The organism is Fulvivirga imtechensis AK7, from assembly GCF_000331535.1.
In the GTDB taxonomy this organism is placed as follows: Bacteria; Bacteroidota; Bacteroidia; order Cytophagales; family Cyclobacteriaceae; genus Fulvivirga; species Fulvivirga imtechensis.
Genome location: NZ_AMZN01000006.1, coordinates 78,603 through 104,629 on the forward strand (window position 1 = coordinate 78,603; position 26,027 = coordinate 104,629).

The window sequence follows — 26,027 nt, forward strand, 5'->3', positions numbered from 1 at the left end:
ATGGTTTTTAAACATTGGATTTTAACACTAAATAATGGCTGAAGGAGCAAATGAGAATATCATTCCTATTAATATAGAGGATGAAATGCGTGGAGCCTACATAGATTATTCTATGTCGGTTATTATTTCCCGGGCACTGCCGGATGTGCGTGACGGATTAAAGCCTGTACACAGACGGATCCTTTATGGAATGCTCGAACTTGGAGTAAACTATAACAAACCTTATAAGAAGTCGGCAAGGATAGTAGGGGAAGTGTTGGGTAAGTACCACCCACATGGAGACATCGCAGTATACGATACTATGGTACGTATGGCGCAACCATGGTCGTTACGATACCCTCTGGTTGACGGTCAGGGTAACTTTGGATCGATAGACGGAGACTCCCCGGCTGCCATGAGGTATACAGAAGCCAGATTGAAGCGGATAGCAGAAGAAATGCTTACGGATATCAACAAAAATACTGTTGATTTTCAGCCTAACTTTGACGATTCCTTAAAAGAGCCAACTGTATTGCCTGGTAAATTACCAAACCTGCTGTTAAACGGAGCTTCAGGTATTGCAGTAGGTATGGCTACTAATATGGCGCCTCATAATCTCTCTGAGGTGGTTGATGGTATTGCTGCCTATATCGATAACAACGAAATAACAGTAGCCGAGCTAATGGAACACATCACTGCCCCGGATTTTCCTACAGGGGGTATTATTTATGGCTACAGTGGAGTGAAAGATGGTTTTGAAACAGGCCGCGGACGGATTGTAATGCGGGCAAAAGCTGAGTTTGATACCACCAGCACCGGCAGAGAGCAGATCATCGTGACGGAGATCCCCTACATGGTGAACAAAGCCAGCATGATCGAAAAGACGGCTGCTCTTGTTAATGAAAAGAAAATTGATGGTATTTCGGATATCAGAGATGAATCTGACCGAAATGGATTGAGGATTGTATATGATCTGAAAAAGGATGCAATTCCTAATATTGTACTTAATCATTTATATAAATATACTCAACTCCAGTCTTCTTTTGGGGTCAACAACATAGCCCTGGTAAAAGGCAGACCACAGACCCTTAACCTTAAGGATCAGATCAAACACTATGTTGATCATCGCCACGAGGTGGTGATAAAGAGGACGGAATTTGAGCTGGATGAGGCAGAAAAGAGGGCCCACATCCTGGAAGGTTATCTGATAGCGCTGGATAATCTTGATGAGGTGATAGACCTGATCAGAAAATCAAAAGATCCGGATGAGGCGAAAGATGGGCTGATCAAAAAGTTTGAACTTTCGGAGATCCAAGCCAAGGCCATCCTGGAAATGAGACTTCAGAGGCTGACAGGACTTGAAAGAGATAAGATCCAGAAGGAATATGAAGAAGTACAGGCTTTGATCACAGACTTAAAAGACATCCTTGCAAATGAAGACAGAAGGATGAATATCATTAAAGATGAGCTGTTGCAGTTGAAAGAACGCTATGGCGATGAAAGAAGAACTGAAATTGTACACAGCGCAGACGACCTTTCTGTCGAGGATATGATCCCCAACGATGAGATGGTGATCACCATTTCACATCAGGGATACATCAAAAGGTCACCTCTGGTAGAGTATAGAACGCAAAGCAGGGGAGGTGTAGGTTCCAGAGGAGTGAGTACCAAAGATGATGACTTCACAGAGCACCTGTTTATTGCTAGGGCGCATAATTATTTGTTGATATTTACAGCATTCGGAAAAGTATTCTGGAAAAAAGTATACGGTATACCGGAAGGTAGCAAAACCTCTAAAGGAAGGGCTATTCAGAACCTGATCAACATTGAGCCGGGTGATAAAGTACGTGCCGTGATCAACGTGGAGAGCCTGACCGATGAGAAGTATGTTGATAATAATTTTGTAATGATGTGTACTGAAAATGGTACCATTAAAAAAACGTCACTTAAAGCATACTCGAGGCCGCGTCAGAACGGCATTAATGCCATTACTGTGAGAGATGGCGACCGGTTGCTGGATGTCAAATTGACCAATGGCGATAACCATATTGTAATAGCCAAACGAAACGGTAAGGCCATACATTTTCATGAATCTGACGTACGCCCTATGGGTAGAACGGCTTCAGGAGTTCGTGGCGTGACACTGGAAAGTGCAGATGATCGTGTAGTGGGTATGGTTTGTATCAGCAGAGAGGAATCTAACCTGCTGGTAGTGTCTGAAAAGGGGTACGGAAAGCGCTCTCTTGTCGAGGACTATAGGATCACGAAAAGAGGTGGTAAAGGGGTGAAAACCATCAATGTTACGGAAAAAACTGGCAAGCTTGTTGCAATTAAGGAGGTAGTAGACTCTGACGATCTGATGATCATCAACAGGTCTGGTATTACTATCAGGCTGGCGGTGAGTGGCTTGCGGGTGATGGGTAGAGCCACACAAGGTGTTAAGCTGATCAGGCTTAATGAAAATGACGAGATATCATCGGTGGAGAAAATAGAGAAAATAGAAACTGAAGATGAGGAGGAGAATCTACAAAACCCATCAGAGGAAGCTCCTGATAACGAAGAAAAAGCATAACTTTATATTAAACAGAACAATAGATTATGAAACGAATCATTTTATTACTGGCTGCTTGTGCTATAGCCGGATATTCTTTCGGGCAGAAGAAGCCTAAAATTAATCAGGCTGAAAAGGCCAGAAGTGAGGGAAATCTGGGAGAGGCCAAGGAGATAATCGATGCCGCCATAGAGCATGAAAAAACCAAAGATGATGGCAAAACCTGGTACTACAGAGGTTTGATCTATGCTTCATTGGATACCACAACAAATCCTCAGTATCAAAACCTGGCTCAAGACCCATTAAAAATTGCCATGGAGTCTTTTGCAAAAGCAGATGAATTAAATAAAGGAAACAGTGATTATTATATTTCAGATGCTAATGGCCTACCTCTTTTGAAGAGCCAGCAGTTGCAGACCCTTTGGGGACACTACCTCAACAAAGGGGTAGAGAATTATCAGGCTCAAAAGACAAATGACGCAGTGAAATTCTTTACTAAAACGCAGTACGTAATGCCTGAAGATACTACAGGCTTCATTTATGCAGGTCTTGCTGCTCAGTCGGGTAAAGATTTCAAAACTGCTGCGGAGAATTATTACAAACTGATCAATGACCTCGATTACCATAGCCCGGATATTTACAATTCGCTGATATATATCGAAGGTACAGTCAATGAAAATCCGGAGAAAGCACTGGGACTGATACGTCAGGCCAAGAAGCAATTTCCTGAAAACCTGGATTTTGCAAAAGCTGAGATCAATGCACTCATTCAGTTAGATAAGGTTGATGAGGCTAAGAATGAGCTTGAGGCGGCTATTGCCAAGGAACCGGATAATTCTAATTTGTACTTTACATTAGGTGTAATGCAAGAGGAATTGGGTAATAAGGGCGAGGCTAAAGAAGCATATAAAAAAGCTGTTGACCTGGATCCTAAAAACTTCAATGCTACGTTTAACCTTGCCGTTATTAACTATAACGAGGCTGTTGAGCTTATTAAGAAAAAGAACAACCTGGGTATAACAGCCGCTGACTTGAAAAAGGCGAAGGACATGCAGGTCGAGATAAATGAAAAATTGAAGGCCGCCCTGCCTTATTGGGAAAAGATATTGGAGCTTGAGCCTCAGAACAGAACAGCCCTGGAGTCGCTACAGTACAGCTATAGCCAACTCAAAATGAATGAAAAGGCGCTGGAGGTAACTGAAAAGCTTGAAGCTCTGGATGACGAAGGCTGATAGTTCCTTCAAAAACAATTAAAGGAGAGGCCGTTTTAAGATAACTTTTGAGACGGCCTCTTTTTTTATGATGCCAGTTGCTGCTCCGATTACCTGCGTACGTCAATCATACCAGATATTGTACTTAACCAATTGATGTTTTTTAATCAGACACATGCCAAGATGTGGCGTTTTTTTCTTATATTGTAAGAATGATTAATTCTGTAAATGGTTAGTTATGAATAAGTTGGGGTTATTTCTGGTAGGAATCATATTACTCGCATGTAAGCCTCAAACGGCTCAGCAGGTACAAACAGACGATGAGGTCAGGCTTGTTGAGATTAATGAGTTCAGAGCGTTGCTGAAGGAAAAGGAGGTACAGCTTATAGATGTACGCACAGTTCATGAATTTGAGCTGGGAAGTATACCAGGGGCGGTCAATATCAACTATTGGGATAAAGACTTTGCAGACCGGCTGAATGAATTCGATAAAGAAAAGGCGATTGCCGTATATTGTGCCGCCGGGCTGCGCAGCGCTCAAGCCGCAGTTAAACTTAAAGCGCTGGGCTTTAAAGAGGTCTATGACCTGGACGGAGGTCTCAGGGCATGGCACACACGCCCTGTTGTCGAATAGCATTTATCCACTTCTTCCGGCTTACGACTACTTCAACCAGTGAGAAAGGTCCTTATTTAGTAGGGTAGAAAGTTTGTCTACATCTTCTTTAAAATATTGAACAAGCCGTTGTTTTGATTGATCATCAATGGACTGTTTCTGCAGGTTTCGTTTTGAAAGATTATAAACTATTTTTCTTCTGGCATTCTCAGGCAGCACAGCACGGATAAGCGGTCTGAAGAAGGTCTTTAAACTATTTTCTCTGGATAACAATCTGTTCAGTATCTTCACTTTTGGAACCCCGGACATGTTGTATTGTACTTCCGTATCGATCTGTACGGTACTGTCTACTTCAAGAAAGTCAAATATTTGCTTAAACACCTTGTCAGGATTCTTATAGAGGTCTTCATTCAGAAGAACCAGGACGTCATCAAAATTATCAAGATAAGCCTTGACACTATCGTGGAAAAGGCTGCATTCCGTATAGTGATACAGTGGGTCCCACCCATCTGCTATCCGGTTTTTCTCTTCATTTAGAGCCTTTTCAAAAGGTAATGGTTCCCTTTCATCTCTGACCAGGTGCTGGTAAGCCGAAAAAGTTCTTTTTACCGGGTCTCTGAGCACTATAACTATTTTTGGAGACCCCAGGTATTTTTTAATAACCGGAATGACATCATTATAATAATAGATCGTATCTGCACTGGCTTCACCTATAGCCTTCTGCGTAGCATTTTTAAACAGATCAACATAGTCGTCATAGTTTTTAATATACCATGCTTCCACTTCATGTGATTTTATACCTCTCAACGGAAATTTGACTACCTGACTTGTAAGAAACCTGGGCTCCTTGGCTTCGCTGATGAAGATATCCGGGTGTTGCTTCAGGTATTCACTTAGTGAGGTGGTACCACATTTTGTAGCGCCAATGATCAGAAAGTTGGGTAGTACAGGGGTATCAGTCATTTTATTATTTTTTTCTAACATAAACTTCTATATAAGAATCTTCAGGTATGCGTGGGGCCGGAAAGGTATCATCAAGTTCATAATGATCTTGTATACAATCCCTTACCTCTGGGGGATAAAACCTGTTCAGCTTCGGAATTGTTTCAAAAAATATAAGATCAAACTGCTCATCGGCTATCTGTAAACAAGTATTTTGGCTTTCTCTGTCAAAAAATGCCACATTGCGATGAAACCACAGCGGTTGATCTTCACCCGAAAGAGGCGTGTAGCCCAGTTCGTAAGCCAATTGTGTAAGTTCTGACATATTGAGTACTTTCAGGTCTGCTTTTCCTGCCCATTGTTCCTTCAATCGCTTAATACCTTTAATAGTGGCTTCAGGTAAATATACATTATCCAATGACTTAAAAGGTGTGCGCTTCCAGTCTGACCGATCGGTTTTCTCCTCTTTGTCTTTTATGATCCAGGTCCTTTTGGTAACATAGTTGTAATCTACCTCCTGCTTTATGCCTAAAGTGCGTTCCATTATTCTCTTGCCGTAACGCCAGTAGTCATGCGACCAGAGAAAGAAGATCAATAGCAAAAGCGAGCCAAATACCCAGCTTTTTCTCACCTCAAGGTGTCGAATCTGAGAAAGTATGAATACAAAAACAAAACTGTGGTAGTAATAATGTGCATTGGCTGGGATATACGTAGTTACTTGTGCCAGTAGAGGCTGTATTAAGAGCGCAAGAATGAATAATGAAAAATTTAATTGTACTCTATCCTCAATTAATGCCTTTATTCCCCCCTGCGATATTTTTATTAACAAACTAATAATAATCCCTGTGATATAGAGCCTTAAGATCAGAGAAGATTCTTTAAAAGCATCGTCCATGTAGTCAAAAATTGCTATCCTTGAAGAGTGGGGCGCCTGGCCATAATTAAACCAATATGTAAATTCATAAGATAATAGCGGAGAGATGATTATAATTGCAAAAAAAATAAAAGAAGCAAGAAATATTAATGTACTTCTAAACTCCCTGTCTATTACATTGTTAATAATCAACAAGGTAAGGGCGATGATAAGTCCCAGACCACCAATATCTTGCTTAGTGAATACCGATAGAAAGATGAAAAAACCGGCAGCAATTAATTTATATAAAGCGTATTTGTCACGCTTCAATATACCGCTTATGAGAAAGGCGAGTCCAATTAATTCATAAACAAAAACAGTATGGTTGTACCAGGGCCAAAAATTTATAAATACATAAGACAGACAGAAAAATATTACCCCCAGAACCCTGATAGGGGGAGCAACCTTGAAAGTTCTGAGAATGGAGCTAAAAGCAACTATAGACAATGCATTGATAAAAACCTGCGCCTTTATAAGAGAGGACATGAAAGGGCCGAATATTTTAAAAAAAAGGCCTGGGATAATCCAGAAACCGTAGCCCAGAGGCATACCGAAGTCCCGAAAAGGCAACTGGCCAAGGTACATCCTATAGGCGCCATCCCAGGCGAGATATAAGTTAATTTTATATGGAAAAGTGGCAAAAAGAGGAATACTGCAAAATATTACGGCTATTAAAATTTCTGCAATGCTTAATTCCTTGTCTTTTAAGAAATATTTAAACATTTTAACATTTTTTATAATCACAATTAGTTGATAACTTACAGCAAAATAATAAAACTCAGACTCTTGAAACTAGTAAAGCCGACAAATAAATTATATGTTTATTTGACAGCATTCTTTTTAGTGCAAATCATGCTCATTGCTTTTTATCCTGCTAACCGTACGGAAGTAGACGATGGTTTTTGGTATGCAGCAGGAATTAGGGATGAGCCTTACCTCAAATTGTTTAATCCACGGTTTTTCCTGTTCCTCCCTCTCTTTAAAGCCCTTTATGAATTGGTGAGCCTGACAGGGTTGAGAATAGACGCCTATCATTTTATGTGTGCGGTGAGCATGATCTTTGCCGGGTTGACCTTAGTGCTTTTGTATGATATACTTCGTCAATACATGCATTTTAAAACGAAGACAGCATTTTTTATTGTCGCTTTGCTTGCTATATCCTATCAATTCTGGAGGTATTCTGTTGAGGCAGAAGTATATGTTTTATCGATGTTTTTGATTGTGCTTATTCTTAAGCTATGTTTAAAACTAAAAGAGAGTGCATCATGGCATCATGTGTTGCTGCTATGTATTCTTGGTGCATTTACCACACTACTTTACAAGCCGAATTTTATCCCGCTGTATGCCGTATTTCCAGCTATTTTCCTTTATTACAAAAGATATAAAGCTTTTATTGTATATTATGCTTTGAGCGCTGTCTTTATTGTTGGCAGCTTTTTTATAGTGTACCTGCAGTTGCCTGAAGAAGGCACATTTCTTACATATCTTTTCGGGGGCACAAATCATCCCGTTGGCAATCCGGCCGTGTCTGTTTTAGTGATCACCTCCAACATACTTTCCCTCATGTGGATATTTGGTTTCGAAGAGGCCACCACCTTCATCATTGACAAATTTCCCCATAAGGTTATTCAGGAAGAACTATTTCTTGCCCAGCAGATAGGCAGAGAAAAATATTTGCTTTTAGGGGTGTTGTGCCTTCTGGCGCTGCTGTTTATTATCTTGGTAGTAAATGCAATCAGAAGAAGAGATGTCTTTAAGATGGGGAGGTTCCGGATACTGGCGATAATGGCGCTTTGGGTTTTGGTATACGGAGGATTTCTATTGCTAATGGACCCTACATCAAACGAACCATGGCTTATGCTCCAAATTCCAATACTTGTGTTTTTTGGAGCGATCCTGATAGAGCCTTTGTCTAAGAGTCTGCAGTGGATAGCTCCCACATTCCTGGTGTTGGTTTTTATTAACAATACTGTAGGAGGGATGAACCTACTCCGCCAACTGGACTATGACTACTATTATAAAAAATCCGAGTGGCTTATAAATAATGCCACGGGTGATGATTATATTATTTCATACGGCCCGATGTCTTTCATTCGATATCTGAGGTATTATACTGATGCAGAAATTCTCAATATGGAAGAGGGGCAGGGCAGGGCTTTGACAGTTTTAAAAACTCCGGAAAAAGTTTCAGGTGAAATATACCTGTCAGAAAACATTTTTCACCCTCCACCTGCTATTATGTACAGGTCGCAAGTCAATGTGGTATCACTTTTTAAACTCTATGAAGAAAAGGGATATAGGACTGAATTGATATCCGGGGAAGGTGATAGATTTGCTACATATAAATTGATAATGAAATAAATGAAACAGGTTGGCGCGATAATCAAACTCATCCGCGTAAAGCAATGGGTTAAGAATAGCTTTTTGTTCATACCGATATTTTTTGCCGGTGAAATATTTGATACCGATAAGTTACTTGCGGTATTTATAGGCTTTTGTATCTATAGCATTACAGCCAGCGCAGTATATATATTAAATGATATTAAAGATGTTGAATTGGATAGGGTTCACCCGGAGAAGTCCAAGAGACCAATAGCTTCAGGCGCTGTTAGCATACCCTTAGCCTATACTCTTTTTACGATTTTTCTGCTGGCCAGCCTTTCTCTGAGCTTCATCATCGATATCCATTTCTTTTATATTATATTAACTTATCTGTTAATAAACCTCGGCTACAGCGCAGGTCTCAAGCAGATATCCATACTTGACCTGATGCTGGTGTCTGTCGGGTTTGTCCTTCGTGTGATGGCTGGCGGTATTATAGCGGATGTCTGGGTGTCGCATTGGTTGGTGATCATGATATTTCTTTTGTCTTTATTCATCGTATTGGCCAAGCGGAGGGATGACCTTATTGAATCAAAAAACTCCGGTAAAGTTTTGAGGGTAGCCAGTCAAAAATATAACCTGGACTTTGTACACTCGATCCTGACCATGCTTTCGGCAATTGTTGTCACAGCATATATTATGTACACCTTGTCTGACGATATTCAAAGGCAGTTTGATACAGAACATTTATATCTAACCAGTATTTTTGTAGTGGCGGGGGTGATGCGGTATATTCAAATAACTATAGTAGAAAATAATAGCGGCTACCCCACAAAGATCTTATATTCGGACAGGTTTATTCACTTTACTCTTATTGGGTGGGCGCTGAGCTTTTTCCTGATCATATATATTTTAAAGGCTTAAATTATTTGAAAAAGAGACTGAAAAATTGGGGCAATTATCCTGAAAAGGCATGTCAGGTCCATTCGTTCGATACGATCGAGCGACTGGTGTCCTTGTGTAGTGCGGAAGATGCATTAATAGCAAGAGGCAAAGGCAGGTGTTATGGAGATTCGTCTCTTGCGGAGCACGTGATATCAACAAATAAGTATAACAGGATTACTTTTTTTGACGTAGAGCAAGGTGTTATGGAATGCCAGGCTGGGGTGTCGTTAGACGACATTCTCCGGGTAGCGGTGCCCAAAGGGTGGTTTTTGCCAGTTACTCCGGGTACAAAATTTGTTTCTCTGGGGGGCGCTGTGGCCTCTGATATCCACGGGAAAAATCATCATAAAGAGGGGTCTTTCTCCAGCCACACATTGAGCATTAAAGTATTGTGCGGTGATGGTAAAATATACGAATGCTCCAGGGAGCAACATACTGACCTTTTCATGGCCACCTGCGGAGGTATGGGATTGACTGGTATTATTGTGTCGGTTAAATTTAAGCTGAAAAGGATATCTTCGGCCTATATCAGGCAAAAGCAGGTAAAGGCTGCCAATCTCGATGAGTTATTAAGGTTATTTGAGACAAATAAAGACTACACCTATTCTGTCGCCTGGGTGGATTGTTTAGCTACCGGCAACAGCTTTGGGCGTGGTATTTTAATGCTTGGCGAGCATGCGGAAAGGAAAGAGTTGCCTATGTCCATGATGGAAGAGCCGTTAAAGGTTCACTCAGACTCTAAATTTAACATTCCATTCAACTTTCCCTCTTTTGTGCTCAATAAAATGAGTATAAAGCTTTTTAACATTCTATACTACCATAAGAACCTAAAGCCGGTACAGGACAGCATTGTTCACTATGATGGATTCTTTTACCCGCTGGATAATATCAGAAACTGGAACCGGATGTATGGCAAAAAGGGCTTTTTACAATATCAATTCGTACTACCCCTGGATCAGATTGCGAATCTGAAAGACATCATGAAGAAGATCTCGGAAAAGAAAATGGGATCATTTCTGTCTGTGTTAAAAGTGTTTGGCCCACAGGATGATCTTATCTCCTTCCCTCAGGAGGGCTACACACTAGCCCTTGATTTTCCTGTTCGTTCTAATATTCTCAACTTTTTGGATGAACTGGACGAGATTGTAGAGAAGAGTGGGGGACGATTATATTTGACCAAAGATGCCCGCATGAACAAAATTTTTTTTCAGAACTCTTATCCCAGATTGTCAGAATTTAAACAGATCATTAACAAATATAATCCCCATTTTAATTTTAGGTCAGCACAATCTGAAAGATTATCAATTATAGAATGAAAACAGTACTTTTATTAGGAGCGACTTCCGATATTGGACAGGCATTAGCAGAAAAATATGCCAAAGAAGGCTACGGACTATTACTGGCAGGCCGTAACTTGACCCATCTGGAAGATATTTCCGCAGATCTTAACATAAGATATAATGTAGCGGTACGTTGTTATTTTTTTGAAGCATTAGATTACGGCTCTCATAGTAGTTTTTATGAAGAACTACCGGGTACACCTGATGTTACTATCTGCATTTTCGGCTATCTGGGAGAACAGGAGCGTGCTGAGACCGAATGGCAGGAATGTGAGAGGATTATGGATGTAAACTATAAAGCTGCTGTTTCAATACTCAATATAGTCGCCAATAGCTACCAAAAAGCAGGCTCAGGCACCATAATAGGGATCAGTTCGGTAGCAGGCGATAGAGGCCGCCAAAGCAACTATTTCTACGGGAGCGCCAAGGCTGGTTTTACAGCTTATCTTTCAGGCCTTCGAAACAGGTTATTCAAGAGTCAGGTACATGTACTTACTGTAAAACCGGGTTTTGTCAACACTAAAATGACAGAAGGAATGCCACTACCCGCACCACTAACTGCAGAACCTCAGAAAGTTGCTTCTGCTATCTATAGCGCTGCCCGAAAGAAAAAAAACGTACTGTATGTATTAGGCGTGTGGAGACTCATAATGACGGTTATAGTACTGATTCCCGAGTTTGTATTTAAAAGGCTGAAGCTTTGAAAAAACTGGCGTTATTTGACTTTGACGGTACCCTTACCACCAGAGATACTTTATTGGAATTTATTAAGTTTTATAGGGGTACATTTCGTTTTTACCTGGGGTTTCTGATCTTATCCCCACTCCTGATACTCTATAAGCTTAAAATTATACCTAATTGGAAGGCCAAGGAATATACCCTGCAGTATTTTTTTAAAGGAGAATCCCTGGAAACCTTCAATCAAAAGGCGCATAGTTTTGCCTTAAATCGCATACCTGCTATGCTTAGGAAAAAGGCTATGGATAAACTTCAATGGCACCTGAAGAACGGCCATGAGGTTGCTGTTGTGAGTGCATCGGCTGTCAACTGGATTAAACCCTGGGTCGAAAAGTTGAATATTGGTTTGATAGCCACAGAACTTGAAGTGAAAAATGGACTGCTTACCGGGCGAATTTCAGGGAAGAATTGCTATGGCAATGAAAAAGTGACAAGAGTATGCGCTAAACTTGTAATAGATGATTTCACAGAAATTTACGCCTACGGAGACAGTTCAGGAGATAAGGAATTGCTTGATTTGGCCACCCATCCGTTTTACAGGAGTTTCTAAGTACTAGTGTTTGTAAAAAACTCTAAGTGGCTTTAAAAAAAACGTTCCTGCCAAAGAGCAGGGACGAAGTCCCAAAAAGCGGTAGTCCCGTACAGTTGTTGCAGTTGTCGGGAAGAGCATTTCTGGAACGAGCGTAACGTGGACACTGGCCTGGCATTTTCTTAGAGACACTAACTACCTATAAAGTAACGGCTTTTACGTCCGGTGACTTTTTTTATCACATATACGATCCCCATCGTTATGGCTGTAACCAATGCAGTATAAATAAAGAAAGTGATCATATTCAGCCTGAAGTCAGGCACCAGATTTTTAACACTTAGCTCGATAGCTGTTATTACATATAAATGGATAAAATAGATGCCAAAGCTATAGTCGCCCAACAATTTCAATACAGCCACTTCTTTATTCAGCACATGAAATTCACGCAGAAGAATGACACAAAGAATTGATACTTTGAGTTTGGCAAAATTAAACATAAAATATGCATCTGTGGCAGCATCCTGGAATGAGCTTAGTTTTGGTGCATAAACAAAGTTTGATGCCTCCATAAAAGCTATGACAATATAAATGGCCACCAGTACAAGGCTTACAGAAGAGCGAAGATTGATTATTCTGTGCCTATAGCGGGCACCCCACATCCCAAACATGTACACTGGAAAATAGTGGATAAAGGAATCAAAAGTATTGGAAAAGTACCCGAATCTAAAGGTAAACAACCCTGCAACAAATATTACCGGGAACACGGTTTTGTAGAATACAGGCTTATCCAGCCAGTTGAGAAGAGGTGAAATAAGATAGAAGACCACTATCATTGGAATGAACCAAAACGGCCCCAGATGTTTGCCAGTGGCGAGCATATATACAGCCTGAACCATCTTAGATTGTTCAACTATATTGTCAGGCATCCATGCAGGCACAGTATCCAGGTAAAGCTTGTATAATATTGCAGGAAGCGATGCGAGGATATAGGGGAGGATTACATACTTCGCCTTTCTTTTGAGGTAGGGCACATAATGGAATTTATGCTTGAGGTATTGAAACAGAAATCCGGCAATAAAGACAAATAGCACTGTCCCATTATCCAAAAAAGTAATTAACAGGTCCTTCCCGATCGAATGCTCAGGCCACCTGAAAGATATCCTGCAATGGATGCCTACTATGATTAAAATGGCAAACCCTCTGAATAAATGTATGTAATTGAGGTAGCCTTCTTTTTTGATCATGTCTCCGGGTAATATAAATTAGAAAAAGGATTGGAGCATGGTCTCGCGTAAGGGTTATACAAGCCGATATAATTTATTGTTTTATTACTATCCATCCTGTTCATAAAGAAGTCTGTGGATAGAAGAAAATCTCCTACTATATCGCTCCTATACTGCACATATTTATATTTATATGGAAAGGAGGGAAGTAGGCTGTCAACTATAAACCCGAATCTTACAAACTGTTTCTTTTTCCAGTCGAAAAATTTACCTGCCCAATGGCGCTTATCATCTGCTTCTTTAACAAATTTCTCAAAGCTGTCAGGATTTATCTTTAGATGCGCCAGATCTTTTTTGAGCATCTGAACAACTATCTTGTTGAAATCGAAAATAACCAAAGTACCGGCAAGAACGGCAGCCACCGCCAATAGGATCAGTTTTATGAACTTACGTCTGGAGATCTTCTTCATGATAAATACTTTTCAGCCGCCCGAAGAGAAAGTGCCGATAATGTCAGTGTCGGATTTGCAGGAGTGATAGAAGGATAAGCACTACTGCCCACTACAACAACGTTTCTGTATTCATGGTGTATCATATTCTCATCTATTACACTATTTTCCCGGCTCTGGCCCATTTTTGTAGTAGAGCAAATATGAAATTCCGTTTTTTGACTATAATTATCTATTTCCAACTTTTCGATAGGTAGGAAACCGAAGTAGTTGTTTACATCTTGTTTTAATCGTGCTATGCCTTTATTAACATATTCTGACGGTCCGTTAAAGATAATATCAGGTGATAGCTCGTTATCAGACAGCGCAACTTTATTGTCTTTTTGTGGTAGATCTTCATAGATAAACTTGAAAATCGAAAGCTTGCGCCACTTCCCTGCCTCATTTCTTATAAATGGAGTGTTGAAGCTTTCGATCAGGCAGGCCGCATGATCTTTCCTGTGATCTCCATCATACATCATATATCCATTGGCAGAAATAATCGAACTGCCTCCAAGATTGTCGAGATCTTTGTAATACATTCTTACAAACACACCCACCTGCTCACAAATGCCCGTACCTGTATGGGGGTTTGAGTCACCGGAGTTCAGTAGAATATGGGCATTAAAGATAGCATTTGCGCCTAACACAATAGTTTCCCCTTTTGCTGTGCGTGTAGTACCTTCTTCAACATAGGTGACAGATTTTACTATTCCCTGCACGCTGTCCATGCCAATAACCTGGGCATTGTACTTTATAGTTACCCTTGGGTCTGAATAGAGATAACCTAACCCATTCTCAATAGTGAATTTGGCGTTTACGGGGCAAAGATCACATACGGAACTAGAACAACAGGCGCCCCTTTCTCCAACTGCCCTGCTGGCCCTGGCTGTTGGTTGACTGATATATAAGTCACCATACTTTTCCTGTAGCAATCTGTCCACGGTGCTCAACTGATGAGCAGGAAGAGGGTATGAGGATCTTCTTGGGAATGGTGTATGATCAGGACCTGAAATAGACATTATCTTTTCCACCTGATCGTAATATGGATCAAGATCATCATATGATATTGGCCAATCCTGGCCAACACCATATAATGTCTTTAGCTTAAAATCATTGGGTAAAAAGCGGGGAGTACATCCTGTCCAGCAATTTGAACTTCCCCCGAAGTTCGGATCAAAAACCCATATCTTACCAAAGTCTGTAGTATAGGTCTTTCCTGCTTTAGTGATTTGCAACTGCTTTTTACCTTTTTTAAGAGCCAACCTGTCGACATAAGGGTGAAATTTCCCCCTTTCCAACACCAACACTTTCTTACCTGAGCTACTGTGCTCTAAGTAATGCTTTAAAAAAAAAGAAGATGCAAAACCTGTTCCTACTACTATCAGATCATAACCATCTGACATCTTATCGAATAATTACACGTTTTTGAGATTTGTTTATACCATCACTGATTTCCACCATATAAATACCAGGGTGCAGGTTATTCCTGGCATCAATATTTAATCCTTCCAGCAAAGTATTAGGATCTGTTTCGATGGCCAAAGAGCTTTTACCCATAGTATCGTAGAATCTAATATTGATCCTGTCCTTTTCAGTCGGAACATAACCTTTTATATTGATATTGTTAGGACTTGCCGGGTTAGGATACACCGTTAGCTCTTCGAATACATTAGTTAATGTTACACGAATGGTTTTGGATAGTGTAGATTGTCCATCCAGGTCCACCTGTTTAATTCGATAGTATGCTATGTTCAAAGGATTTGAGTCTCTAAATTCATAATCCACCCTGCCATCAGTATTTCCAGATCCTTCCACTTCACCAATTGAAGTAAACTGCTCAATATTCTCGGCTCTTTCAATAGAGAAGTAGTCATTGTTTACCTCGTTGGTGGTAGTCCACTTAAGTACTACATCATTACCCTCCAATACATAGTTGAAACTAACAAAATCAACAGGTAGGGGATTATCCGAAAGGGTGGTAGCAGTTATGGGGTCACTATCACCCGATTGATTTCCTGAAGCATCCAGGGCCGAAACTGTGAAAGTGTACTCTGTTTCTGGCGCAAGGTCTTCAATAGTTATTCCATTGCTGTTACTTGTCGCAGTTTGTGACTGTGTTTTAGCTGCAGTACTATTTCTTGTTGCTGTACCCGTTCTGTCTGCACTTCCTCCACCTGTAGTGGAGTAGGACACGACATATTCGGTAACACCCACATTATCAACAGAATTATCCCACGACAACGCTATTTTGCTTTCCGATTTTGAACGCACCACTACGTTCTGAGGTATAGAAGGTGGTGCAACATCCGGAGCAGACGTAGCGCTTACAGTTGAGGAAAAACCGGATGAGCCATTTGCATTAACCGCTTTCAATTTATACCAGTAGGTTGTGCTCGGATGCAACTCGGTATCCTGATAAGATATAATGCCGGTAGCAGTGGTATGTATCAGGCTAAAATTTGTGCCGTTGGCAGATCGATAAATTTCAAATTTCGGATTACCAGAGCCTGAGTGGCTCCATGACAGATCAATTCTGAAGGCGGTATTGTCAGCAGTTGCAGATACATTGGTAGGTGCCGGTGGCAACGTAACCGAAGGTTTGTTTCCACTTTTCAACACATTGTCAGGGATCTGTCGTTTACCAATTCCCGGTCCTTTATAGCTTACCTGTAACCCGTGTCCGCCGGACCTTTCAAAATACTTGACGGTTATAGGGTAAACACCGGCAGATAACGTGATTTTTCCACTTCTTTCTTGCATGCCATGCACACCGTCATTATTTACTACCATTTGGTTGCCAATCCAGAGTTGACTACCGTCATCAGAAGACGTGTAAAAGGTATACTCACCTGAGTTGGTGATATAAATGTATCCAAAGAAATCAAAGGCGAAATAATCATCATCAACGTAAATACCATCTTTAATCGATATTTTAAAATTTTCCACGCTACCTGATGCAAATATTGCCCAATCGGAGAAATCTTTAACAACATCCCAGGTTCCACCTCCATATAAATTAAAGTATAAGCCTTCAAATACAGTTGTAACAGAGATACTATTACTTGGATTGGAAACATTACCCGCAGCATCTTTAGCCACTACATAAAAGCTATAGACAGCCTCCTTTTGTAAACCAGTGATGATAGTCTCGGTAGATGTTGTTGTTTTCGCTAACGTTCCATCAGAAAAATATACTTCATATTCCGTTACACCCACATTGTCCTGAGAAGGTTCCCAGGAAAGTACAATTTCATCCGTGTGTACTGTGAAGTGCTCATCCGCTAAATTGGAACCGGTGACATTAAGCCGGTGTTCTGTATAGTTAAAATGTTTAAATACAAAATTTCCGGGTGATGTAGGTTTCTTGTCATCCTCCAGAGTCTGCGCAGAAGCTACATTTGAAGGAGCTGATGGTCCATTCATGTTATATGCCCTGACCTTATAATAATATAGTTTATTACTGCTCAGTAGCGTGTCGGAATACATCAGAATGTTAGGGCCTGTAGTGGTAACCCAACTATAATTAGTGCCATCCGCACTGCGATATACTTCGAAGCCAAGCTCATCTGTGGATTTGTCCTCCCAGTAAATGTTTATTGAACTCGCAGAGCTTGGGGAAGCGTGGACATTCTCTGGTTTAGCTGGTAAGGCTCCTGTATAAGGCTGGTTGGAGACATAGATCTTATTAGATTCGTTCCCCTTACATAAGCCTTCATCCTTTACAATTAGGGAATATGCCCCAGGGTCCGATACGGTTATTGCATTAAGTGTTGAATCATGTAAATAAAGATTTCCATCCTTATACCATTCATAATATAAGCCCTGCTGATCAGTGGTTAGAGTAACAGTCGTAGCGCCATCAAGACCCGGCAATGCAGAGCTTCCCGTGGCCTTTACAACTGCTGTAGGACGTGTCTTACTTGTAATAGTATATGGTTCTGACCACTCTGTCCACTCAGCGCCTCTTGCAAATCTCACCTGATAGCTGGCCAATTCATCTGCAATGATCTCGTTATCCCTTTCAGGAGAAGGAGGAAAAGCTACTGTGTCGCCATCAGCGATCTTCCTCCATTCATAAGCGTCAAAGCCCTTTGATATTCCTAGTCGTACATTTACCTCATCTCCCTCACAAACGGCCTTTACACCATAATATCCATGTATGGTTAACTTACTATGTTGTAAAAACCATGAGAAGAAATCAGGTTCTGCGTAAGCTGTATTCCATGTAGCATGCCCCAGATGGGCGTATTCTGTATAACGTGGTGTACCTCCAACGTTTCTTAGTTTCTTCATTTTGTTTTGAGTGGAAGAAGGCTTAGGCCTGGTGTCTTTGCCTCCCTGGATCTGCCAGATGGGAATGTGGATCATTGTAGTGTCCATACCAACAACATCAGTACTAAAGACTCCATAATCCTTATACCCTGACATGGGAGCGGACGCTGCAAAGAGATCAGGGCGGCTATTAAAAAGCATCCATGCACCCTGAGCCCCTTCTGACAGGCCGTGTATATATACTCTATTGGGATCTATTGGGTACACTTTAATTAATTGCTGAACAAGAGCTATCACACGTGCTGTGTAGCTGCCCAGTCCGTTACCATGGTTCCATCCGTTTTTCATTTGAGGAAAAACAACAAACCCTGGCCAGTGTCTAGGATCGGAAGGAGATCGGTTTATGGCATCCAGATGCTGCTTGCCTCCATGCTGTACGTTATGGTCATTGTTCCACATTCTAGGATTAGATTCTCCATAGCAGCTTCCTCCCCAGCAGTCTGCTCTTTCACCCGCCCCATGCATGAATATAATTAATGGGAATAGTTGCTCCTTGCTGGCTGTATCATAGCTATAATGAGTTGTTGAAGGATACGCCATCCTGAAATTGAGGAGCCATCGTGACCAGTTATATCCTCCATTATTGATTTTCGGGAGTACATCCACCTGATGAGGATCTGTTATAAAGTCTGCCTTATTAGGGTGATAGAACAACGAGAAGTCCTTGTATTGTGAACTGTTAAAACCAGTCATTGCACCACCCGATGCGGCTCCGTAGTATGTACCCCGTACCAAAGTATCAGGGTGAGATAATGGAGGATTCGTTGTTGCATCTAAGCGATAACTCATAGTACCGGGTACTATAAAGTAATGCTGCTTGGGCACTTGAGCAGACACCATCTGCACTGCCAATATAAACACTATTACGAGGGTAATATTTGTTTTCATTTTCAATGTCTTTAGACACCTTTTTTCAAAGGTAGTAATTATTTTTAAGTAAATAATCATCCGATCAGATGTAATTTTCTTGGGTTTTTTTCAGATTATTTTCATCAATCGTTTGTTGGCTTAAAAAACCCTATTCTGATCTATATTTCAATAAAATCATCTTATAATTTTATTAGTAACACCTTTCGTAAAGCGTGGGATAACACATGCTTTAGTTGAAAAACAAGCGGTTATGGGAAATGTTTAGAGGCAGGATAAAGAAATTCTCTTTCCTGGTTCGGTGTTTAAACTAAGAAATGATGGAGAATGACCATATCATTTTAAATTTACCGCTCCACCTGCAATATCCAGGCATCCTTAAATTCAAAACGGCTTATTTTTCTGATTTGATTTCGCGCCTCAATGGCTGTTGTTCGGTCTTCGCTGAATCTAATGTATACATAGTTTAATTCCCTTTGAGGACTGTAACCGGAAAGGGCTTCATAGCCGTACGAACGTAAGTTTTTGATATATGATTCTGCATTTTGCTTGCTTCTATATGCACCAACCACCACATAATAGCCCGGCTTCATGCCTGCAACAGGATCGGTTTTTTCCGTCTTTATAATGGGCTCATCGGCAGGTTCTGTAATAGGAATAACTTCATCAGGTCCTTCCTCCTCATACTCTTCTTCAATAAATGTCTGCTCTGGTTCTTCCACTTCTTTATCTTCCACTTCAGTAACCGTTTCTTCCTCCTCGTCCTCTTCCTCAGGTTCTGCTATTGCATTCTCCTCTACCTGGGGCTTTTTAGGCTTCGAGGTGGGTGAGGGAATAATAGATTCTCTTTTATTCTTTTTTCCAAGGCGTATACCCAGTTGGAATTCATGAGTTCCATTACCAAACCCGGTGACTACTTCCGGGGCAAATTCATAGGAATATCCGACTTTGAGGAAGTTATTGACATTAAGGCCGAGAAAAGCATTCGCCCCTACATCTTGTTTGTAGCTTCCACCTATCCAGATCAGGTTATCATAGGTGAGCACGGCCAATCCGCCCAGTTGATTTTTGCTTTTTTCATCGGTCTGATAAAAAACAACCGGTTCCAGTTGAACGCGCGGTCCTAGATCAAATTTATATCCCAGGGAAGAGAATGTGATTTTTGTGGCTTCGATCCCCAGCTCTTCAAAATGGTACTCCTGTAGAAATTTGGATTCTACAAGACGTGGCAATGAAAAGCCCAGGGTCAGTTTTTCAATGTTAAGGCTCATCCCAAACTGCCCCGCCATGTAATAGCTTTTGTCCAGGGTATTAGTAAGCGCCCTATCGGTAATAACAAAGTCGATATCATTACGCCCCACACCAACGGTGAGCCCAAAAGATAGCCTGCTCATTCTTGATAGCTCCACACCATAGCTTAGGCCGGCACTGGTTTCATACGTGGAGAGCAAACCTCTGGTATCACTATAAAGGACAGCGCCCAGGGCAAGTTTACGCGAAAGCGGAACCTGGAAGTTGATATTTGTGGTAACGGGAGCGCCTTCAACTCCTACCCACTGCTGCCGGTGATTTACATTTGCCTCAGTATAGCCCGATTGACCAATGAATGATGGGTTATACAGTGCAGGATTAAAGAAAAACTGATTGTAAACCGGCATTTGTTGACCAGATGCAAGTGTACAGACAAAAGTGATAAGCAGGAGGGCTAGGGTTCTCTTCATTTCACGCTCGACTATCTAATTACTGTTATACTTCCTGATTTCGAATTTTTATTATCACACTGGATCACATAGTAGTAAACTCCTTCAGGAAGGTCGTCACCATTAAGCTGTGCTTCCCAATTGTTCATATACGGGAATGCTTCATACACCTTGGAGCCTTGCCGGTTAAAGATATACAGTTGGCAGGATTCATAGGTGCTCAGGTCAGGGTCTAAGATCCAGGTATCGTTTTCACCATCCCGGTTCGGGCTAAACATTTTCATGGGAAACTCCAGGTCGGGAAACTGTGATACCACATAAATTGTTACCTGATCCGTTCCTGTAAGGTTTTGATTATCAGTTATCATTAATTCAAAAGTGTACTCCCCTGCGGCCAGTCCTGATATATTCAGTGTGTCGCTGTCGGCTCCTTCCAGTTGTACCAGTCCACCGGATATCTGTGTCCAGGCGAAAGATTCGGCAAAACCCTCGCTTGTCATTTGACCAATAAGTTGTGCTGCATTCTCCGGAAGTATTATTGTCTGGTCTTCGCCTGCATAGACTACCGGTGGGGTTGCTTCTATCTGTTCACTGGCGATAACAGTCACTTTTACATTATCCCTGTCAGTTAATCCACCATCATCCACCACCTCTAATGTGAAGACATAGATGCCTTCTATTAGGTTCGACACAGAAAGTGTAGCGGTATTCTGGCCTGACAGGGTAGGGTTATTAGGGCCGTTTGCCAGAAACCAGTTGTAGCTGACTATAGTGCCGTCAGAGTCACTGCCTGAGCCATTGATCTGAACAGCATTCTCCGGTAGTTCAACCAGTAGGTCAGGACCTGCGTTTGCAGTAGGATCCAGGTTAAATGATTCGGGGAATACAGTCACTTTTACTTCATCGAAATTCTCCGCGCCATCGTCATCCATAGCTGTAAAACGGAATATGTATGTACCTTGTACAAGGTCCGATAGAGAAAGGGAGTTTTGATTAACATCACTTGTAGTAACTGTCGGGCCACTTACCTTATCCCATATCACAGAAGCTATGGTGCCATCATTATCACTGGCGGAGCCGTTCAGCGTGGCGGTGTTTGTGGGTAATTTTATACTTTGATCGGCTCCGGCATTTACGATAGGAGCCAGGTTGGTGTTCTCGGGTAACACAGCAACGATTACCTCATCAGATCCTTTGGCGCCATCGTCATCCGTAGCCGACAACCTAAACAGGTATGAGCCTTCCACCATGTTGGTAACTGTTAGCTTGGGCTGATTGGTTCCGGATAGGGTAGCATCAGGGCCGCTCACTTTAGTCCAGATGTATGAAACCACCGTTCCATCGCTATCACTTGCCGACCCGTTGATCACAGTGGCATTCTCCGGCAGTACGAGCGTAATATCTGCTCCTGAATTTACGGAAGGCGGCTGATTGACAGTTTCCGGAAGTACTGTAAGTATCATTTCATCAGTAGCGGTATCACCATCGTCATCTGTCACCATCAGTCTGAATTTATAGGTGCCCTCTACCAGGCTGCTGGCCGTTAATGTTGCACTTGTTGTATTGCTAAGCGTAGAGGCTGGCCCACTGACTTTTGTCCATAGGTATGAAACAATAGCTCCATCTGCATCGCTACCGGAGCCTGAGATATTAATGGTGTTTGTTGGCAATATGATCGTTCTGTCCGAACCGGCATTGGCAACAGGCTTTTGATTGACGGAAGCTGATTGTACCGTTACTACAACATTATCTTCATCAGTGGCGCCATCATCATCTGTAACTGTTAAATTGAATGTATAGGCTCCTTCCACCAGATCGCTTACAGATAATGTCGCACTGCCGCTACCTGCAAGTGTGGCAGTAGAAGGGCCACTTAGCTGAGTCCATACATAGCTCACTATTGTGCCATCAGGATCACTGGCAGAACCAATAATGTTGGTGCTGTTTGTAGGCAGTATAAGCAAGATATCACTACCCGCCTGTGCTACCGGAGCCTGGTTTACAATTTCCGGATTGACAGTGACGATTACATCGTCGCTATGCGAAGCGCCTTTATTGTCGGTTACTTTTAAGGAAAAAACATAGGTGCCCTCTAACATGTTTGTCACGGTAAGAGTGGGAGTACCCGTATTGGACAGGTCGGCAGCCGGGCCGGTTTTTTTCGTCCAGGCGTATGCCGCTATTGATCCGTCAGAATCCGAACCGGTACCTGTAATGGTCACTGTATTGGTCGGAAGAGTAATGCTTTTATTGGGGCCTGCATTAGCAATTGGGGCCTGATTGGTTGCTTCGGGATTTACAGTGACCACAGCAAGGTCAGCCTTTGAGCCACCATCATTATCAGTTACTGTCAGCCGCATGGTATATGTGCCTTCCACCAGATTGCTCATGGTCAGGGTAGGAGTATTCTGATTAGTTAGGGTGAAAGTAATAGGTCCGTTTACCTTAGTCCAGGCATATGTCACAATTGTGCCGTCACTGTCGCTGGCGGTTCCGGTGAGGTTTACAGTATTTGTCGGTAAGGTGATAGACTTGTCGGGGCCGGCAGATACGGTAGGTAGTACGTTTGTTGCCGTTACAAAAATTTCAACATCGTCTTCTGAGGTGGCCCCGTCATCATCGGTAGCGCTGAACCGGAAGGTATAATTACCTTCGATAAGGTCAGTAACCGAGAGGGTGTTGCCACTGACAGTAAAAGAGGCTGCTGGTCCCGCTACCTGTACCCATTGGGTAGATGCAATCGTGCCATCATTGTCAGAAGCAGTTCCGGTAATATCCGTACTATTTGCCGGCAAAACGAGGCTGACATCAGCTCCTGCAGAGACTACCGGAGGGACATTGATGGCTGAGACGGTCACCTGTGCATTGTCCGTGTCGGTGGCTCCTTTGTCATCCGTTACCAGGAGCTCAAATACATACACTCCTTCTGCAAGATCGCTTACATTAAGTGTATTAGTGTTGCTCCCCGAAATTGTGGCAGTAGACGGCCCGGATAGCTGTGTCCATAGATAGCTTGAAATTGTGCCGTCTGCATCAGTTCCGGTGCCATTAAGGGTTGTAGAATTAGCGGGTAGAGTAATACTTTTATCAGCTCCTGCATTGGCCACAGGGGCCTGATTCACAGTTTCGGGAGCTACCACTACGCTTACTTCATCGAAATGCACGGCACCTTCATTATCTGTTACGGTTAGTCTGAATACATAAGTGCCTGCCACAAGATTACTGGCAGTGAGCGTTGCAGTGCTCTGGCCGGAAAGTGAAAATGTAGACGGGCCTGATCTTTTTGTCCAAAGATAAGTGGCTATTGAGCCATCAGCATCAGATCCACTGCCGTTAAATATTACGGAATTAACAGGGAGTGTTATGTTTTTGTCCGGCCCGGCGTTTGCCACCGGAGCTATATTCACCGGAGCAGGCTGAACGATAACACGCATAATATCGGCATCCTGGGCGCCATCATCGTCAGTTACCGTCAGTTGAAACTGGTAAGTCCCTTCAATAAGGGAGGTAACGGTGGCTTCTGCGTTGCTGGCATTTGTGATGGTGATGGTGCTCGGCCCGCTTATTTGTTCCCAAAGATATGTGGTAATAGATCCATCGGGATCAGAACCAGTGCCTGGTAAGGTGGTTGAATTGGTGGGTAATGTCAAAGTAATGTCAGACCCCGCATTAGCGGTTGGATTTTGATTGACAGCGATCACCGAAACAATGACATTGTCAAAACCGGTGGCGCCATCATCATCGGTTACGGTGAGTCTAAATTCATAAATACCCTCAGTCATTCCTGATACGGTTACAGTGGGTTTATCGGTGTTAGCCAAAGTGGCCGAAGGGCCACTGAGTTGTTCCCAAAGATAAGCTGCAATCGAGCCGTCACTATCGCTACCACTTCCGGCAATTGTAGTACTGTTTGTCGGAAGGTTTATCGTCTGATCTGCCCCTGCATTTGCCACGGGAGGGTTGTTAACCGCTTCGGGGTTTACAATAACATTGACCTCGTCAAAGGATGAAGCGCCATCGTCATCCTGTACTGTTAACCTGAACTTATAGGTGCCTTCAATAAGGGTTGCGGCCGTGAGTGTAATAGTACCGGCCCCGGTAAGTGCGGCAGTTGACGGTCCTGAGCGTTGTGTCCAGGCATAGCTGACAATGCTGCCATCGCTGTCTGTTGCTGTTCCGGTAATATTTGTGCTATTGATAGGCAGTGTGATTGTAATGTCAGGCCCTGCATTAACAGAAGGGGCCACATTGGTCACTTCAGGGTTAACTGTCACCGCTACATCATCACTTGCAGAAATACCACTGTCATCCGTCACGGTTAGTCTAAAGGTATAAATACCCTGAACCAGGTCGCTGGCAGTAAGCGTAGCTGTGTTCTGATTTGTTAATGTTGCGGCCGGTCCTGATATCTGTGTCCAGGCATAGGAGCTGATAGTGCCATCGGGATCGCTGCCGGAGCCTGACAGCACAACAGTATTGGTAGGCAATGTGATCGCCTGATCCGGTCCCGCGTTAGCAGTTGGGTTTCCGCTGAGTGTTTTAGACAGCATCCATTCGTAAAGATTCGGATCATGATAAGTATGCCCGGTGTTATAGGCCCGGTTCCAGGAATTATGAGCTACACCTTCATAAGTAGTAAAGATAAGTTCTGCAGTAGGCTCGGGAGAAGTACAATCCTTGATTGAGTTGAACATGGCCAGACCGCTGGCGTAACCAACCGTTTTATCCTGGTCGCCATGAAACGCCCATACCGGTATTTTTCTTTCGGAAATGATACAACCTTTTGATTTGTCTCCCCAAGCCGCAATAGGAGATATGGAAGCCAGCTTATTGGGTTCGTTAACTGCCATGTAGGCATATTTATACACACCATTAGAGCCCAGGCTCAAACCGGTAAGGTGTATTTTGTTCACGTCTACACGGTAATTGTTCAAAGCATGCTTAAACACTTCATCAATGAAAGCTACTCCCCATGAAGGTTTGTCGCCTGGCAGTTGAGGAGCAACAACAATAAAACACTCCTGTACTCCATTGACAGTGAAGCACATATTATGTCCGTTTTTAATCTCTTTTGTAGGTCCGTGATTCTTTAATTTTTCCAGTGCAGCGGGCGAACCGTCTCCTTTTTCTCCGGCACCATGCAGGAAAATCATTAACGGATATTTTTTTGTGGGGCTACTTGCATAGTCCGGGGGCAGATACTCAAGATAGCCTGTACCTCCATCAGTACGGAGGGCAGTAAGCTGGGCGTAGGAATAGGTTGTACTAATACATAGCAGGACACACAGTAGTAGTAAGTTTCGGTTGATTTTCATTGCAACTGTGAATTAA

16 protein-coding genes are annotated in these 26,027 nt (G+C 42.4%); 8 read left to right on the forward strand and 8 right to left on the reverse strand.

What is annotated here, in order from left to right; genetic code table 11:
* The first annotated feature begins 34 nt into the window (after positions 1-34).
* The 3 genes from gyrA to C900_RS02195 all read left to right on the forward strand — a co-directional run bounded on the left by gyrA (position 35) and on the right by C900_RS02195 (position 4,375).
* Positions 35-2,551: a DNA gyrase subunit A gene (gene gyrA / locus C900_RS02185; RefSeq protein WP_009577918.1), complete on the forward strand. Its 2,517-nt coding sequence runs from the start codon at positions 35-37 to the stop codon at positions 2,549-2,551.
* A gap of 26 nt (positions 2,552-2,577) precedes the next feature.
* Positions 2,578-3,762, forward strand: a complete 1,185-nt coding sequence (locus C900_RS02190; protein ID WP_009577919.1) for a tetratricopeptide repeat protein — start codon at positions 2,578-2,580, stop codon at positions 3,760-3,762.
* Between the two features lie 217 nt (positions 3,763-3,979).
* Complete coding sequence (locus tag C900_RS02195) at positions 3,980-4,375, forward strand: rhodanese-like domain-containing protein (protein WP_009577920.1); 396 nt, start codon at positions 3,980-3,982, stop codon at positions 4,373-4,375.
* Between the two features lie 27 nt (positions 4,376-4,402).
* Here C900_RS02195 and C900_RS02200 read toward each other — a convergent pair whose 3' ends face one another.
* Positions 4,403-5,317 carry a sulfotransferase family protein gene (locus C900_RS02200; RefSeq protein ID WP_040495376.1) on the reverse strand — a complete coding sequence of 305 codons (915 nt, stop codon included), beginning with the start codon at positions 5,315-5,317 and terminating at the stop codon, positions 4,403-4,405.
* A gap of 4 nt (positions 5,318-5,321) precedes the next feature.
* Positions 5,322-6,932: a hypothetical protein gene (locus C900_RS02205; protein ID WP_009577922.1), complete on the reverse strand. Its 1,611-nt coding sequence runs from the start codon at positions 6,930-6,932 to the stop codon at positions 5,322-5,324.
* Between the two features lie 63 nt (positions 6,933-6,995).
* On the opposite strand from C900_RS02205, the gene C900_RS02210 reads away from it, so the two are divergent.
* Genes C900_RS02210 through C900_RS02230 form a run of 5 tightly spaced genes read left to right on the forward strand, consistent with a single transcriptional unit; the run spans position 6,996 to position 12,104 of the window.
* Complete coding sequence (locus C900_RS02210; protein ID WP_009577923.1) at positions 6,996-8,570, forward strand: DUF2723 domain-containing protein; 1,575 nt, start codon at positions 6,996-6,998, stop codon at positions 8,568-8,570.
* Complete coding sequence (locus C900_RS02215) at positions 8,571-9,455, forward strand: decaprenyl-phosphate phosphoribosyltransferase (protein ID WP_009577924.1); 885 nt, start codon at positions 8,571-8,573, stop codon at positions 9,453-9,455.
* A gap of 5 nt (positions 9,456-9,460) precedes the next feature.
* Positions 9,461-10,792: an FAD-binding oxidoreductase gene (locus C900_RS02220; RefSeq protein WP_009577925.1), complete on the forward strand. Its 1,332-nt coding sequence runs from the start codon at positions 9,461-9,463 to the stop codon at positions 10,790-10,792.
* Positions 10,789-11,520: an SDR family oxidoreductase gene (locus tag C900_RS02225; protein ID WP_009577926.1), complete on the forward strand. Its 732-nt coding sequence runs from the start codon at positions 10,789-10,791 to the stop codon at positions 11,518-11,520. The genes C900_RS02220 and C900_RS02225 overlap by 4 nt, the downstream gene beginning before the upstream one ends.
* On the forward strand, positions 11,517-12,104 hold the full coding sequence (locus C900_RS02230) for an HAD-IB family hydrolase (protein WP_009577927.1): 588 nt from the start codon (positions 11,517-11,519) through the stop codon (positions 12,102-12,104). Before C900_RS02225 ends, C900_RS02230 begins: the two co-directional genes overlap by 4 nt.
* Positions 12,105-12,274: 170 nt before the next feature.
* Here the strand turns inward: C900_RS02230 and C900_RS02235 are convergent, their stop codons facing one another.
* From C900_RS02235 to C900_RS28030, 6 genes are all read right to left on the reverse strand, one after another.
* Complete coding sequence (locus tag C900_RS02235; protein ID WP_009577928.1) at positions 12,275-13,327, reverse strand: acyltransferase; 1,053 nt, start codon at positions 13,325-13,327, stop codon at positions 12,275-12,277.
* Positions 13,324-13,776, reverse strand: coding sequence for a twin-arginine translocation signal domain-containing protein (locus C900_RS02240; RefSeq protein WP_009577929.1), 453 nt, complete (start codon positions 13,774-13,776; stop codon positions 13,324-13,326). The genes C900_RS02235 and C900_RS02240 overlap by 4 nt, the downstream gene beginning before the upstream one ends.
* The gene (locus C900_RS02245; protein WP_009577930.1) at positions 13,773-15,200 is read right to left on the reverse strand and encodes a GMC oxidoreductase; all 1,428 of its coding nucleotides are present in this window, start codon (positions 15,198-15,200) and stop codon (positions 13,773-13,775) included. Before C900_RS02245 ends, C900_RS02240 begins: the two co-directional genes overlap by 4 nt.
* Position 15,201: 1 nt before the next feature.
* Entirely contained in the window at positions 15,202-19,017 is a 3,816-nt protein-coding gene (locus tag C900_RS28025) for a fibronectin type III domain-containing protein (protein WP_009577931.1), read from the reverse strand.
* Positions 19,018-19,343: 326 nt separating this feature from the next.
* Positions 19,344-20,717 carry a PorP/SprF family type IX secretion system membrane protein gene (locus tag C900_RS02255; RefSeq protein ID WP_009577932.1) on the reverse strand — a complete coding sequence of 458 codons (1,374 nt, stop codon included), beginning with the start codon at positions 20,715-20,717 and terminating at the stop codon, positions 19,344-19,346.
* Between the two features lie 11 nt (positions 20,718-20,728).
* Positions 20,729-26,011: a PKD domain-containing protein gene (locus C900_RS28030; RefSeq protein WP_051052756.1), complete on the reverse strand. Its 5,283-nt coding sequence runs from the start codon at positions 26,009-26,011 to the stop codon at positions 20,729-20,731.
* Positions 26,012-26,027: the final 16 nt, after the last annotated feature.